Source organism: Paraburkholderia sp. Clong3 (genome assembly GCF_050436485.1).
In the GTDB taxonomy this organism is placed as follows: Bacteria; Pseudomonadota; Gammaproteobacteria; order Burkholderiales; family Burkholderiaceae; genus Paraburkholderia; species Paraburkholderia tuberum.
On the sequence record NZ_JBNDMH010000002.1, the window covers coordinates 1372248 to 1386700 of the forward strand.

Here is a 14453-nt window from a genome sequence, read left to right on the forward strand (position 1 = left end):
CGCCTTGGGGTTCCTGACGGAACCCTGAAGCCTCAACGCACGCCCCCTATAACCCTGGAGATTCACACACATGGCAAAGATCGGCTTCATCGGACTCGGCATCATGGGCGCGCACATGGCGCGCAACCTCATCAAGGGCGGTCACGCGCTGTTCGTGAACGGCGCGTATCCGGTACCGGACGACATCGCGAAGAGCACGAGCGTGGTCGCCAGTTCGACCGCGGTCGCGCAGGCCGCCGACATCGTCATCATCATGGTGCCGGACACGCCGGACGTCGCCAACGTGCTGTTCGCCGACGACGGCGTCGCCGCCGGCCTCACCAAAGGCAAGCTCGTCATCGACATGAGCTCGATCTCGCCGCTCGACACCCAGGCGTTCGCGAAGAAGATCAACGCGCTCGGCGTCGACTATCTCGATGCGCCGGTGTCGGGCGGCGAAATCGGCGCGCGGGATGCGTCGCTGACGATCATGGTCGGCGGTCCCGAGAAAGCCTTTGCGCTGGCCAAGCCGTTGTTCGAACTGATGGGCAAGAACATCTCGCTGATCGGCGACAACGGCGCGGGTCAGACCTGCAAGGTCGCGAACCAGATCATCGTCGCGCTGAACATCGAAGCGGTCGCGGAAGCGCTGCTGTTCGCGTCGCGCTCGGGCGCCGACCCAGAGCGGGTGCGGCGCGCGCTGATGGGCGGCTTCGCGTCGTCGCGGATTCTCGAAGTGCATGGCGAGCGCATGACGAAGCGCACGTTCAATCCGGGCTTTCGCATCGAGCTGCATCAGAAGGACCTGAATCTCGCGCTCGATGGCGCGCGTAAGCTCGGCATCGCGCTGCCGCATACCGCGAGCGCGCAGCAACTGTTCAGCGTCTGCGCCGCGAACGGCGGCAAGGCGTGGGATCACTCGGCGATGGTGCGCGCGCTCGAAATCATGGCGAATCATGAGGTCGCGCAGGCGCCGGATAGCGAGGAAGCGAAGGCGGCTTGAGGTCTTCGTGCTTCCTCTTCAGTTCAGCTCGCCGTTGATTCCGCCGGTTGCCGCTTCGGCATCGGCGAGCTCACGGTGAACACAGGTGGGGCGCCCGTTCGTTGCACGGCAGCTTGGGTTGCCGACGCGGCGCAACGGGCAAATCGCGCCGCTCTGGGCTGAGAGCGGCAAGTGGGGTCCGCAGCGGCACCCGTCGGTGACGGGGAAGCCTTGGTCGGTCAGACGTCGTCGTCGGGTGTCCGGCTGTCGGATTCGCCAATCAATACGTATCGAACACCTTCTGCAACGCCGCCGGCGCAGTGTGACCCGCGGCCAGCGCCAGCATCAGCAACACCCTCGCCTTGTACGGATTCAGCGAACCCGCGCTGACGAAACCGAGCGCATCGTCGGCCGCCGCGCCGTTGCGCATCACATGCCCCGAACCCACGCGCGACGAGCGCACCACCGCCACGCCGCGCAACGCGGCATCCGCCAGTGCCTGCTGCAACGACTGGTGGATCGAGCCATTGCCCGTTCCCGCCACGACAATGCCGCGCACATCCGCGGCGACCAGCGCATCGATGGCGATCCGCGACACGCCCGCATAGCTCGTGACGATCTCCACCTGCGGCCACGCCGCATCGATTGCGAATTCGCTCGCGACCGTATGCGCGCGCACCACGCCGCGCTGGAACTCGACGCGGCCATCCTGCACCCAGCCGAGCGCGCCAATCTCAGGCGACTGGAAAGCATCGACCGCATAGGTGCTCGTTTTCACAATGTCGCGCGCGCTGTGAATCCGGTTGTTAAACGCGACCAGCACGCCCTGCCCGCGTGCCGCCGCGTGCGCGGCGACCGTCACCGCGTTTAGCAGGTTCAGCGGACCGTCGGCGGACAGCGCCGACGCCGGGCGCATCGCCGCGGTCAACACGACCGGCTTGTCCGACTTGACGGTCAGATGCAGCAGATAGGCGGTTTCTTCGAGCGTATCGGTACCGTGCGTGACCACCAGGCCGTCGACGTCGTCCGTCGCGAGCAGCGCGTTGATGCGTTGCGCGAGTGTGGTCCACAGCGGCAGCGACATGTCCTTGCTGTCGACGCTGGCGATCTGCTCGGGCGCGATTCGCGCGACCGTAGACAACGCCGGCACCGCCGCGAGCAGTTGATCGACGCCGACGACGCCCGCCTGATAGCCCGACGTATTGGCCGCATCCGGGGCCGCGCCGGCGATCGTGCCGCCGGTCGCGAGCACCGCGATGCGCGGCAGCGTCGGCGCGGTGCTATGGCCGGGGGGAATCGGGAGAGAGGGAGAAGTCGAGGTATTCATGGCGGCGATTGTAAGCGATGCGCTTCGCGTCGCCATGTGTGGAAGACCGGACGCGGGTTCGGCTTGCGCGAGCGTGCGCAACGCGCGAGCGGGCTTAAATCTCATGCGGTGCCCAATTGCACTCATCACCACAAGTATTGACGACGGGTGCAAGTCCCACCCTAAGCTGCTCGCGGCTCTAAGCCGCCTCGCGCAACTGCGCCGCGATGTCTGCCTCGCTCAACTGCGGCGCGAACATCTCGATCAACCGATAGGCGTACGCGCGCAGGAACGCGCCCTTGCGCAAGCCGACACGCGTCGTGCTCGCCTCGAACAGATGCTGCGTGTCGAGCGCGACGAGTTCGCTGTCGCGCTTCGGGTCGTAGGCCATTGCCGCGACCACGCCGATGCCCATGCCGAGTTCGACGTAGGTCTTGATCACGTCGGCGTCGATCGCGGTCAGCACGACGTCGGGCAACGCACCCACTTTCGCGAACGCCTGATCGATATGCGAGCGGCCGGTGAAGTCCTGGTCGTAGGTGACGATCGGAAATTCGGCGATCTCGTCGAGCGTCAGATTCGCTCGGCCGACGAGCGGATGATCCTTCGGCACCACCACGACGTGATGCCACGAATAGCACGGGAACGTGACGATGTCGGGAAAACGGTCGAGCGCCTCGGTCGAGATGCCGATATCCGCCTCGCCGTTGATGATCATCTGCGCGATCTGCTGCGGGCTGCCCTGGCGCAGCGCCAGATGCACTTTCGGGAACACCGACGTGAACTGCCGAATCACCTTCGGCAATGCGTAGCGTGCCTGCGTGTGGGTGGTCGCGACGACGAGGTGGCCGCTGTCCTGATCCGCGTACTGACGCGCGACGCGGCGCAGATTCTCCGCATCGAGCAGCATCCGCTCGATCAACTGATGCACGGCCTTGCCCGGCTCGGTGAGCCCGGTCAGACGCTTGCCGCGGCGGATGAAGATGTCGACCCCGAGTTCGTCCTCGAGATCCTTGATCTGCTTCGATACGCCCGACTGCGAGGTGTAGAGCACGTTCGCCACTTCGGTCAGGTTCATGTTCTGCCGCACGGCTTCGCGCACGAAGCGCAATTGCTGGAAATTCATCGTTGTGTCTCCGGTTCTGCCAGAGTTGAGTTATTGGAGCCGCAAATGCCAGGCGATCCACGCGGTACGGCTGATACGTTCTCTCCTGTCCACAGCGCCGCACAGCGGCGCCGCCATCTCACTGCGCCGGAAACACCCGCAGCGCGCGCGGCACCGCGCTCACGCCGTCGCCGACCGCGAGTTGCAGATCACGCCACGTTTCGCGATCGAGTTCGGCTTCGAGCAGATTGCCCTCGCGACCGGCGAGCTCGACGCGCACCGAACCGCCGAGCGTCACCACGCGCCGCACGTCGACGACAATGCCCTCGCGATGCCCCGCCGTCTGCGGATACAACTGCAGATCGTGCGGCCGCACATAGGCGAACGCCGGGCCCCTAAAACCCGCCGCGATCGCGACCGGCAGCGCCGCGCCATCGACGACGAAGCCTTGCGCATCGACGCTGCCGTGCAGACGGTTCGCCGCGCCGAGAAACTCGTAGACGAACGGCGTCTGCGGATGGTCGTACACCTCCTGTGGGCTGCCGACCTGCTCGACATGCCCGCGATTGAGCACGACGATGCGGTCCGCCACTTCGAGGGCTTCTTCCTGATCGTGCGTGACGAAGATCGTCGAAATATGCAGATCGTCGTGCAGGCGACGCAACCAGCTGCGCAGTTCCTTGCGCACCTTCGCGTCGAGCGCGCCGAACGGCTCGTCGAGCAACAGCACCTTCGGCTCCACGGCCAACGCACGTGCGAGCGCGATGCGCTGGCGCTGGCCGCCGGACAGCTCCGACGGATAGCGCTGCGCGAGCCAGTCGAGCTGCACGAGCTTCAGCAACTCATGCACCTTCTCGCGAATCACCTTCTCCGACGGACGTTCCTTGCGCGGCTTCACGCGCAGCCCGAACGCGACGTTTTCGAACACCGTCATATGCCGGAACAGCGCGTAGTGCTGGAACACGAAACCGACCTCGCGCTCACGCGCGCCGACCGCCGCGACATCCTGGCCTTGCAGCTCGACCCGGCCGCCATCCGCGTATTCGAGGCCGGCGATCACACGCAGCAACGTCGTCTTGCCGCAACCCGACGGCCCGAGCAGCGCGACGAGTTCGCCCGGTGGAAAGTCGAGCGACACGTTGTCGAGCGCGACGAAATCGCCGAAGCGCTTTTGCAGGTTACGAACGGTGATACCCATTTACAGCTCTCCTTGCTTGAGCGGATGTCGCTGCGACGCAGGCGCGGCGTTGACGAAAAACGAATGCGAAGCGGCCTGCGCGCTATTGGCCTGCGAAGCGCCGGAAGGCGACACGGGCCCCGCATACGCAGGCACTTCGCGCGCCGCCGACCGTTCCGCCGACATATGACGCTCGGCCAACAGCTTGAGCCCCAGCGTGACCAGCGCCAGCAGCGCGAGCAGCGAGGCCACGGCGAACGCGGCCGAGAAGTTGTACTCGTTGTAGAGGATTTCGACGTGCAGCGGCATCGTGTCGGTCTGCCCGCGAATATGGCCCGACACGACCGATACCGCGCCGAACTCGCCCATTGCGCGCGCATTGCACAGAATCACGCCGTACAGCAGACCCCACTTGACGTTCGGCAGCGTGACGCGACGGAACGTCTGCCAGCCCGATGCGCCGAGCACGTGCGCGGCTTCTTCCTCGTCGTTGCCCTGCGCCTGCATCAGCGGAATCAGCTCGCGCGCGACGAACGGGAACGTGACGAAGATCGTCGCGAGCACGATGCCCGGCACCGCGAAGATGATCTGCACGTTGTGATCTTCGAGCCACGGGCCGAACCAGCCCTGCGCGCCGAACATCAGCACGTAGATCAGACCGGAGATCACCGGCGACACCGAAAACGGCAGATCGATCAACGTGGTCAGCAGCGCCTTGCCGCGGAATTCGAACTTCGCGATACACCACGACGCCGCAAGGCCGAACACGAGGTTCAGCGGCACCGCGATCGCCGCGGTGAGCAGCGTCAGTTTGATCGCCGACAGCGCATCCGGATCGGCGAGCGCTTCGAAGTAAAAACGCAGCCCCTTGTTCAGCGCCTGGTAGAACACCGCGGCGAGCGGCACGGCCAGAAACAGCGCGAGAAACAGCAGTGCGAGGCCGATCAGCAGCCGGCGCACGACCGCCGGCTCGCTGACCGGATCGGGGCGACGCGCCACGCTCGCCGGGTGGGTCGGAACGCGGCTCATTGCACACCTCCACCGATAGCGGCGACGCTCGTGGCCACTGGCGCCGATCCCGTCTTGCCGCGGCTCGTGCGCCGCTGCAGATACCACTGCAGCGTGTTGATCGACAGCAGCATCAGGAACGACACGACCAGCATCACGACCGCGAGCGCCGTTGCGCCCGCATAGTCGTATTGCTCGAGCTTCGTGATGATCAGGAGCGACGTGATCTCCGACTTCATCGGCACATTGCCGGCGATGAAGATCACCGAGCCGTATTCGCCGAGCGCGCGCGCAAAGGCGAGCGCGAAGCCGGTCAGCAGCGCCGGGAACACGGCCGGCAGCACGACGCGGCGAAACGTGAGCCAGCGCGACGCGCCGAGACACGCGGCCGCCTCCTCCTGCTCGCGCTCGAACTCCTCGAGCACCGGTTGCACCGTGCGCACGACGAACGGCAGGCCGATGAACGTCAGCGCGACCAGCACGCCCGCCGGCGTGAACGCGATCTTGATGCCGAGCGGCGCGAGGAACTGGCCGATCCAGCCGTTGCCCGCATACACGGCCGCGAGCGAAATGCCCGCCACCGAGGTGGGCAACGCGAACGGCAGATCGACGACCGCATCGACGATACGCTTGAACGGAAACGTGTAGCGCACCAGCACCCACGCGACGAGAAAGCCGAACACCGCGTTGATCAGCGCGCCGCCTAGCGCCGAGAAAAACGTCAGCCGATACGACGCGAGCACACGCGGCGACGTGACCGCGCGCACGAACTGATCCCAGTCGAGCGTCGCGGTTTTCAGAAAGGTCGCCGCCAATGGAATCAGCACCACGAGGCTCAGATAAGCCACCGTGATGCCGAGTGTCAGGCCAAAACCGGGCAATGCGCTCGGCTTGCGGAAGGTCAACATGGTCATGCTGGATACTCGTTCATGGTTGATGCTCGCGCGGTTGTTCGTTTTGCCGTGCTGCCGTACTGCGGTACTGCCGCACTGCTGGCCACCGGACCCCGGTTAGCCGAAAGCGCGCCCATTGGGCGCGCCCTTTTGCCCCTGGCGGTGATTCAGGCGGTGGTTACTGCGGCTGATAAATCGAATCGAACACGCCGCCGTCCGCGAAATGGGTCTTCTGCGCGTTGGTCCAACCACCGAACGAATCGTCGATCGTGTACAGCTTCAGCTTCGGAAACTTCGCGGTCAGATCGGCAGGCACCTTGGTGGAACGCGGACGATAGAAATTGCGCGCGGCGATCTCCTGACCTTGCTCGCTATACAGGAAGTTCAGATACGCTTCGGCCACCTTGCGCGTGCCGTGTTTGTCGACGACCTTGTCGACCACCGCGACCGGCGGCTCGGCCAGAATGCTCACCGACGGCACCACGATCTCGAACCTGTCCGGACCAAACTCCTTCAGCGACAGGAACGCCTCGTTTTCCCACGCGATCAGCACGTCGCCGATACCGCGCTGCACGAAGCTCGTGGTCGCGCCGCGCGCGCCCGAATCGAGCACGCCGGCGTTCCTGTACAGCTTACCGACGAACTCCCTGGCCTTCTGGTCGTTGCCGCCCGGTTGATGCTCGGCGTACGCCCACGCGGCCAGATAATTCCAGCGCGCGCCGCCCGAGGTCTTCGGATTCGGCGTCACGATCGACACGCCCGGCTTCACCAGATCGTCCCAATCCTTGATGTGCTTCGGGTTGCCCTTGCGTACCAGAAACACGATCGTCGACGTGTACGGCGATGCGTTGTCCGGCAGACGCTTTTGCCAGTTCTTGTCGACGAGCCCCTTGTTCGCGAGCGCGTCGATGTCATAGGCGAGCGCAAGCGTCACGACGTCGGCCTGCAGTCCGTCGAGCACCGAGCGAGCCTGCGCGCCCGAGCCGCCGTGCGACTGCCTGAAGGTGACGGCTTCGCCGGTCCTGGCCTTCCATTCCTTGCCGAATGCCTGATTGATGTCCTGATACAGCTCGCGCGTCGGATCGTAGGACACGTTCAACAGCGTGGTGTCGGCGTGCGCGACGCCGCTTGCGCCCAACATGCCGAGCGCACCCGCCGCGCCGACGGCGAGCGCCGCGATCCGTTTTCTGGTTCGAGCCGCAAGCCCCATATGCCGATGGTTCATTTCGATTTTTCTCCGCGTGATGTCCGCTGATGAGCGTCTGGTGTTGTTCTGCGTCGCGGTCACGTGCACATGAGCGCCAACCGGAGGCCAGTCTATCGAAGCGCTTTCATTATTAAAAATAATGTTTCTTCATTTTTTAATGCTTAAAAGTGGTAACGACAGATGCGTCGGCTGTTGGGACGCCGACAACGCCGTCATGTCGCCGATAAACGACGCCCCTGCGCGACCCTTGCGCCGAACTTAAAGTAAAGCTTGAAATGCGCCGAATACTGTATAAAAATACAGTCACCTGTTCATACATACAGTGGCCATGACAAAACTCACCGCACGACAGCAGCAGGTTTTCGATCTGATCCGCCGCGCGATCGAACGCACCGGCTTTCCGCCCACTCGCGCGGAAATTGCCGCCGAACTCGGGTTCAGCTCGGCCAATTCCGCGGAAGAGCATCTGCGCGCGCTGGCGCGCAAGGGCGTGATCGAACTCGCGGCCGGCGCGTCGCGCGGCATCCGCCTGCTGTCCGGGCAGGAGGACGCGCCGTATCAGTTCACCCTGCCGCATGCGGGCCTGATGCAGTTGTCGTTGCCGCTGATCGGCCGGGTCGCGGCGGGTAGCCCGATCCTCGCGCAGGAACATATCTCGCAGCACTACGCGTGTGACCCGGCGCTGTTCTCGAGCAAGCCCGACTACCTGCTGAAGGTGCGCGGCCTGTCGATGCGCGACGCGGGCATTCTCGACGGCGACCTGCTCGCGGTGCAAAAGCGCACCGAAGCGAAGGACGGCCAGATCATCATTGCGCGGCTTGGCGACGACGTAACGGTCAAACGTCTGAAGCGCCGGCCGAACGGCATCGAACTGATCGCCGAAAACCCCGATTACGACAACATCTTCGTGGAATCCGGCAGCGCCGATTTCGCGCTCGAAGGGATCGCGGTCGGGCTGATCCGCCCCAGCGAGTTCTGATCTTTCGCTGTCGCCGGAACGCTTGCGCCGGTTTGTCCAACCCAAGCCGCATTTACGCCCGCATTTACGCCCGCATCTACGCCGAATCGCCTGGAGAGACTCATGGAACGCCTTGCCCGCCTGTTGCCCTTTCGCCAGTTCGGCCGTCTGCGCCATCTGCGCAAGCTCACGCCCTGCGCGCTAATCGAGGCGCCCGCTGCGCGCACGCCGTCGCTGTTCGACGCGGCTGCCGAAGCTTCCGGTCTGCCGTCGTCGTTGCCGGCATTCGCGCGCGTGTCGCTGAATTCGGCGCTGAACATCGCCGAGCCCGCGCGTCGCGCGCCGGTGCGGGTCTATCATGGACCGTCGCGACTGATCATGGTCGGCACGGTCGACGCCGTATGCCGTATGATCGATCGTTGCATAGCCGACGAAGCCAACGTGCACGGCGCGGTGTTCGAAGCCTGAGCGAATCCTGAGTACGCATGCAACAAGCACTTCGGATGTTCAGAGATTCGCGTGGGATAGGGTCGTTTCGACCTCGCCGTGGTCGACGTTAGATCATCACTGACGTGGAGTCCCATTCGATGACAATTCGGAAACGCACACAGGGCAGCGCCACCCGGCCGCTGCTGATCACGCTGATCGTGGTGATCGTGATTGCCGCGCTGGGCTTTATTTATGCGTCACCGTATCTCGCGGTGAACAATCTCAAACGCGCCGCCGATGCGCGCGACGTGCAAACCGTCAATCAGTACGTGGACTTTCCCGCGCTACGCGATAGCCTGAAGCAACAGGTGGGCGCCATGCTGACACGCCGGCTCGAGGCGGATGCCGGCAACAAGATGGCCACGATCGGCGCGGTGATCGGCGTGACGCTGATCGGCCCGCTCGTCGATGCCTATGCGACACCCGACGGCGTCGCGGCGCTGCTGAACGGCATGCCGCCGCGCGGCACGCCGGGCGAGCAACCGTCCGCGCCGCCAGCCGCGGGCGGCGAAGCGCCGGCCGCACCAGCCGCGGGCGACACCACCACGCAGGCAAGCGCCCCGCCGCCCGGGCGTCAAAGCACGGCCGGCTATCGCAGTCTCAACGAGTTTGTCATCACGTACCGGCGTGGCGAAGGTAACGCGAACTATTCGGCAATCTTTCGTCGCGAAGGTCTGGTCACGTGGAAGCTCGCGGCGATCAATCTGAACGAGTGAGATTGAAGCCTGGCCGGATGGGATGCGTGGCTGGCCATCGGGGCCGGCCACGCGACAGGGTCTATTCACCTCTGGGCTAGATGACGGGGCGCGCGGCTTCGCGTCCCTCACTAGCCCATTACGCCGCAGCCGCCTGCTGCTGCTCCTGCGCGGACGAGCACGCCACCAGAATGCTGCACGACACGCGGTCGAGCAGCGGCGTGTTGCCCGCCCCCATCCACCACCGCGACAAACCGGTCCGGCAGCGATGGCCCACCACCACGAGGTCGACCTGCAACTCGTTGGCAAGATTGGCGATCTCGTCGATCGGATGACCGAATGCGAAATGCCCTTGCGCGCTCACGCCTCGCTCGGTCAGCCAGTTCACGCCCTCCTGCAGAATCTCGCGGGCCGTTTTTTCGAAGCTGCCGCAGGCGACGTCCGTCAACAGGCCCGCGCTCTGCGCGATGCTCGAACGCATGTCGACGACCGACAGCAGATGCGTTTCCGCCTTCAGTTCCAACGCCAGATCGGCACCGCAACGCAGGGCTTTGCGGCCTTCGCGCGAGCCGTCGTAGCACAACAGGATTTTCTGGTAGCTCGCCATCTGTTTTCTCCATTCGCGCGGAAAGCGCGGTCTGAATCAATCATGGTGCGCCGCAATTCGGCTTGCAAGGGATGGAAAACGCTAAGTGCATACTCGGTGCATGCCGATCCAGTCTGCACAAGCGTTGGGCGACCCGACGCAGCGTTTGCACACGGATGCCGCAATGCAAAACTTCGTTTGCGAACGCTGCGTCGACACACTGCGGGCCGGTTGACGTGCCAGTCGTGCCACCGCCAATCAGCGGCGCCAATCGACACCGACGAGCGCATCGCACCCCACGCACGACGCGTTCCCGGACACCCGCTCGCATCAGCGATCCGATACCTGGAGTAAGCGGCTTCGCGTGCGCAATGCGTGCATCGCAGGTATGTTGTGTGTCTTGCGCGTACGTTGTGTCTTCTTCCGGAGCCTTGCTCGAGCCATGCCCACCGCCCCCATCGAATTCCATCAGGTCAGGAAAAGCTACGGCGAAAAAACGGTCGTCGACGGATTGTCGTTTCATGTGAACACCGGCGAATGCTTCGGGCTGCTCGGCCCCAACGGCGCCGGTAAGACCACGACATTGCGCATGCTGCTCGGCATTGCGGCGCCCGACGCCGGCGCGATCCGGCTGTGCGACGAGCCGATCCCGGGCCGCGCGCGCCTCGCGCGCTCGCGCGTCGGCGTGGTGCCGCAGTTCGACAACCTCGATCCCGATTTCACGGTGCGCGAAAATCTGCTCGTATTCGGCCGCTACTTCGGTCTGAGCGCCGCGCAGTGTCGCGCGGCGGTGCCGGGTCTGCTCGAATTCGCTCGCCTCGAGAACAAGGCGGACGCGCGCGTGAGCGAACTGTCGGGCGGCATGAAGCGGCGCCTCACGCTCGCGCGCGCGCTGATCAACGATCCCGACGTGCTGATCATGGACGAGCCGACCACCGGTCTCGATCCGCAAGCGCGCCATCTGATCTGGGAGCGGCTGCGCTCGCTGCTCGCGCGCGGCAAGACCATCCTGCTGACCACGCACTTCATGGAAGAAGCCGAACGGCTGTGTCATCGCCTGTGCGTGATCGAGGAAGGCCGCAAGATCGCCGAAGGCGCGCCGCGCGAGTTGATCGAGTCCGAAATCGGCTGCGACGTGATCGAGATCTACGGCCCCGATCCGTTTGCGTTGCGCGACGAACTCGCGCCGCTCGCCGAGCGCACCGAGATCAGCGGCGAGACACTGTTCTGTTATGTGAACGACGCGCAGCCCGTGCATATGCGCCTCAAGCAGCGCGCCGATTTGCGCTATCTGCATCGGCCGGCGAATCTCGAGGATGTGTTTCTGCGGCTCACCGGTCGCGAAATGCAGGACTGAACCCATAGCGAGACACTTGATGGACGCACGTACTTACGAAACCCACGACGGCACGCCATCGGCGCAAGAACCGTTCGGTGCCTTCCCCGCCAATGCCACGAACTGGATCGCGGTGTGGCGCCGCAATTACCTGGTGTGGAAAAAGCTCGCGATCGCGTCGATGTTCGGCAACTTCGCCGATCCGATGATCTATCTGTTCGGTCTCGGCCTCGGGCTCGGGCTGATGGTCGGGCACGTCGACGGCGTGTCGTATATCTCGTTCCTCGCGGCGGGCACGGTGCCGTCGAGCGTGATGATGTCGGCGAGCTTCGAGTCGATGTATTCGGGCTTTTCGCGCATGCACGTGCAGCGCACGTGGGAAGCGATCATGCATACGCCGCTCACGCTCGGCGATATCGTGCTCGGCGAGGTGGTGTGGGCCGCCAGCAAATCGGTGTTGTCGGGTGTGGCGATCATGCTGGTGGCGGGCGCGCTCGGCTATGCGAGTTTTCCGTCGATGCTGCTCGCGCTGCCGGTCATCGTGCTGGCCGGTCTCGCGTTCGCGAGCCTCGCGATGATCGTGACGGCGCTCGCGCCGTCATACGACTTTTTCATGTTCTATCAGACGCTCGTGCTCACGCCGATGCTGCTGCTCTCCGGCGTGTTCTTCCCGATCTCGCAACTGCCCGGCGCCGCGCAAGCGGTGACTGCCGCGCTGCCCCTCGCCAATGCGGTCGATCTGATGCGCCCGGCGATGCTCGGTCGGCCGATGGAGCACGCGGCGCTCCATGTGAGCGTGCTGGCCGCTTATGCGGTCGGCGGCTTCATCGTGTCGGCGATCCTGCTTCGGCGTCGCATGATGAAGTAAGCCGAACGCGCGGGCGGCGCGTCGCGCCTGCACCCGCGCAAGACGACGCCGCGTCGGTCGTCGCACGGCGTGTTTGCTATCGTTGCGCGCGCTCAGTCCTCGTCATCGGTCCACGGAATATCGACGTCGGAGATGAACGCGACCGTCGCGAACGGGCCGCCCTCGTGACGCCCGATCTTGCCATCGGCGCGCTGCCATTCCACCCGGAACACGGTGACCGGATCATCCGCGATCAGCCGCACCGTGCGCAATTCGTCGGGATCGGCGTCCTCGACCGGACCGTCGAGCGAAATCAGCAGCGCCTGTGGCCATAGACCATCGGCGGGATCGTAGATCTTGTCGCCGTCGTGAATCAGCGTGAAGGCTTCCACGCCGATGGTCGCCGAGGCATCGACGATCATCTTGGCGAGCGCACGCAACAAGGCGGTCGCCCGCGCCGAGTTTGCCTGACGGATCGCGAGATCACCGCGCGTGAGAGCCTGCTCGAGTTTTGGATTGGTTTTCTGTTGCGCCATGGCTGTGTTGGTCCTATCGCTCTGTCGTGGGCAACGCGCCATCGGGACGACGCGCCGCGTTTCTATTTGGGTCCATCTATTGCCGCTTGTGTGCATTGCAGCATCGCGGGCTGGGCGGCAGGTCCGCGGTTCGACTGTCATTGTTCCGCGTTTCCCCTGATCGTGGCGCGCACCATCAGGGTCGTTTTCTCAGGGCCGTCCTTGCCGTCCACCACAGTTTAGGTCGTGATTCGGATTCCGGGAGAACATTTGCCGCTTAGTGCGGGGCATGTGTCGCATTTCATGCATCGGCTCGCGGGCGCCGCGGCGTACGTTTACCGCGTCCACCGGCGACCTTCGACGCCTGCGCCCCGACCGGCTTCGCATCCGCGATCCGCGCGATCAGATGGTCGCGAAACGTGCGCACCGACGGGGGCAACTCGCGCCTCGCCATCGTCTGCACCTGGATGCTGCGCTGGCGCATCTGCGGGTCGGTGAGCGGAATCACGACGAAGCCGTCGTCGGCATAGCGGTCGCGCACCGACAGCAGCCCCGTGAACATGATCGCGCCGGACCGCTGCGCGTAGCGATAACTCGCGCCGCTGTTGTTGCAGATCAGGTCCGGCTCGAGGAGGATGCCTTCGAGCGCGCACGTGATGTCGATCAACTGGCGAATCGTGGTGCCCGTCTCCGACAACACGAGCGGATAGCGACTCACCTCGGCGAGCGACAGTTTCGCGCGCGCCGCAAGGGGATGATCGGCGCGCAGCAGCACGAACACCGGCGCGCGTTCGGTGTGCTCGACCTTCACACCCTTCTCCGGCGCGAGGCTGAACGACAGCGCGATATCGACGTCGCCGTCGCGCACGTGGCGAGTGGCGTCGGCCGGCGACATCACGGTCAGCGTGAAATCGATGCCGGGGTGCTCGGCGCGGAAATCCGCAATCGCGGCGGGCAGGAAGTCGACCGCAAAGCCCTCGGCGGTCGCGATCTTGATCCGGCTGCCGTGCAAGCTCGCGAGGCCGCTAATCTCTTTCATCACGTGCTCGGCTTCGAGCAGGCTGCGTTGCGCGTACGCCAGCAGCCGCTCACCGGCCTCGGACAGCGTCATGCCGCGCGGACGCCGCTCGAACAGCGTCACGCCGAGTTCGCTTTCGAGCCGCACGATTTGCCGGCTGATCGCCGATACCGCGACGTGCAGCCGCTCGGACGCGTCGCTCAGCGAGCCGCTGCGCGCGACTTCGACGAAATAACGCAACGCGATGCCATGCAGTGAACGTGCCATCCTGGACGCCTCGATCGAATCAGTTGCAACGGTGCCATGGGTGGGCGGGTGCCGCGGTTCGAGCCGACGCGCGACGCTTTGCTTT

General features: G+C 64.7%; 15 protein-coding genes. 6 read left to right on the plus strand and 9 right to left on the minus strand.

From position 1 onward, the window contains the following. Window positions 1-70 precede the first annotated feature (70 nt). A complete protein-coding gene (locus tag OKW30_RS10575; RefSeq protein ID WP_429346655.1) occupies window positions 71-982 on the plus strand; it encodes a 2-hydroxy-3-oxopropionate reductase in 912 nt (303 codons plus the stop codon). 259 nt (window positions 983-1241) lie between these two features. Here OKW30_RS10575 and OKW30_RS10580 read toward each other — a convergent pair whose 3' ends face one another. The 6 genes from OKW30_RS10580 to OKW30_RS10605 form a co-directional block, all read right to left on the minus strand. Then, window positions 1242-2288: an asparaginase gene (locus OKW30_RS10580; protein ID WP_187631418.1), complete on the minus strand. Its 1047-nt coding sequence runs from the start codon at window positions 2286-2288 to the stop codon at window positions 1242-1244. 178 nt (window positions 2289-2466) lie between these two features. Beyond that, a complete protein-coding gene (locus tag OKW30_RS10585) occupies window positions 2467-3393 on the minus strand; it encodes a CysB family HTH-type transcriptional regulator (RefSeq protein WP_184063795.1) in 927 nt (308 codons plus the stop codon). Window positions 3394-3511: 118 nt separating this feature from the next. Then, window positions 3512-4570, minus strand: coding sequence for a sulfate/molybdate ABC transporter ATP-binding protein (locus OKW30_RS10590; protein WP_429346656.1), 1059 nt, complete (start codon window positions 4568-4570; stop codon window positions 3512-3514). Beyond that, a complete protein-coding gene (gene cysW, locus OKW30_RS10595) occupies window positions 4571-5578 on the minus strand; it encodes a sulfate ABC transporter permease subunit CysW (RefSeq protein ID WP_429346657.1) in 1008 nt (335 codons plus the stop codon). Next, entirely contained in the window at window positions 5575-6471 is an 897-nt protein-coding gene (gene cysT / locus OKW30_RS10600; RefSeq protein WP_429346658.1) for a sulfate ABC transporter permease subunit CysT, read from the minus strand. The genes cysW and cysT overlap by 4 nt, the downstream gene beginning before the upstream one ends. Before the next feature lie 157 nt (window positions 6472-6628). Beyond that, window positions 6629-7675 (minus strand): sulfate ABC transporter substrate-binding protein, encoded by a 1047-nt coding sequence (locus tag OKW30_RS10605; protein WP_429346659.1) that lies wholly within the window; start codon window positions 7673-7675, stop codon window positions 6629-6631. Window positions 7676-7985: 310 nt separating this feature from the next. On the opposite strand from OKW30_RS10605, the gene lexA reads away from it, so the two are divergent. The 3 genes from lexA (at window position 7986) to OKW30_RS10620 (ending at window position 9820) form a co-directional block, all read left to right on the plus strand. Then, entirely contained in the window at window positions 7986-8636 is a 651-nt protein-coding gene (gene lexA, locus OKW30_RS10610; protein ID WP_184029221.1) for a transcriptional repressor LexA, read from the plus strand. Between the two features lie 102 nt (window positions 8637-8738). Next, on the plus strand, window positions 8739-9083 hold the full coding sequence (locus tag OKW30_RS10615) for a hypothetical protein (RefSeq protein WP_184043952.1): 345 nt from the start codon (window positions 8739-8741) through the stop codon (window positions 9081-9083). Window positions 9084-9202: 119 nt separating this feature from the next. Further along, complete coding sequence (locus OKW30_RS10620; protein WP_184063810.1) at window positions 9203-9820, plus strand: DUF2939 domain-containing protein; 618 nt, start codon at window positions 9203-9205, stop codon at window positions 9818-9820. 118 nt (window positions 9821-9938) lie between these two features. Here OKW30_RS10620 and OKW30_RS10625 read toward each other — a convergent pair whose 3' ends face one another. Further along, window positions 9939-10406, minus strand: a complete 468-nt coding sequence (locus OKW30_RS10625; RefSeq protein ID WP_018418191.1) for a universal stress protein — start codon at window positions 10404-10406, stop codon at window positions 9939-9941. A gap of 421 nt (window positions 10407-10827) precedes the next feature. Between OKW30_RS10625 and nodI the strand changes: the two genes are divergently transcribed. Both nodI and OKW30_RS10635 read left to right on the plus strand, forming a co-directional pair. Further along, complete coding sequence (gene nodI, locus OKW30_RS10630) at window positions 10828-11742, plus strand: nodulation factor ABC transporter ATP-binding protein NodI (protein WP_184063813.1); 915 nt, start codon at window positions 10828-10830, stop codon at window positions 11740-11742. A 19-nt stretch (window positions 11743-11761) separates the two neighbouring features. Continuing rightward, window positions 11762-12589, plus strand: a complete 828-nt coding sequence (locus OKW30_RS10635; RefSeq protein WP_187631424.1) for an ABC transporter permease — start codon at window positions 11762-11764, stop codon at window positions 12587-12589. 92 nt (window positions 12590-12681) lie between these two features. On the opposite strand, the gene OKW30_RS10640 is transcribed toward OKW30_RS10635, so the two are convergent. Continuing rightward, window positions 12682-13104, minus strand: coding sequence for a hypothetical protein (locus tag OKW30_RS10640; RefSeq protein ID WP_090804526.1), 423 nt, complete (start codon window positions 13102-13104; stop codon window positions 12682-12684). Between the two features lie 280 nt (window positions 13105-13384). Then, the gene (locus tag OKW30_RS10645; RefSeq protein WP_184063820.1) at window positions 13385-14368 is read right to left on the minus strand and encodes a LysR family transcriptional regulator; all 984 of its coding nucleotides are present in this window, start codon (window positions 14366-14368) and stop codon (window positions 13385-13387) included. Between the last annotated feature and the right edge of the window lie 85 nt (window positions 14369-14453).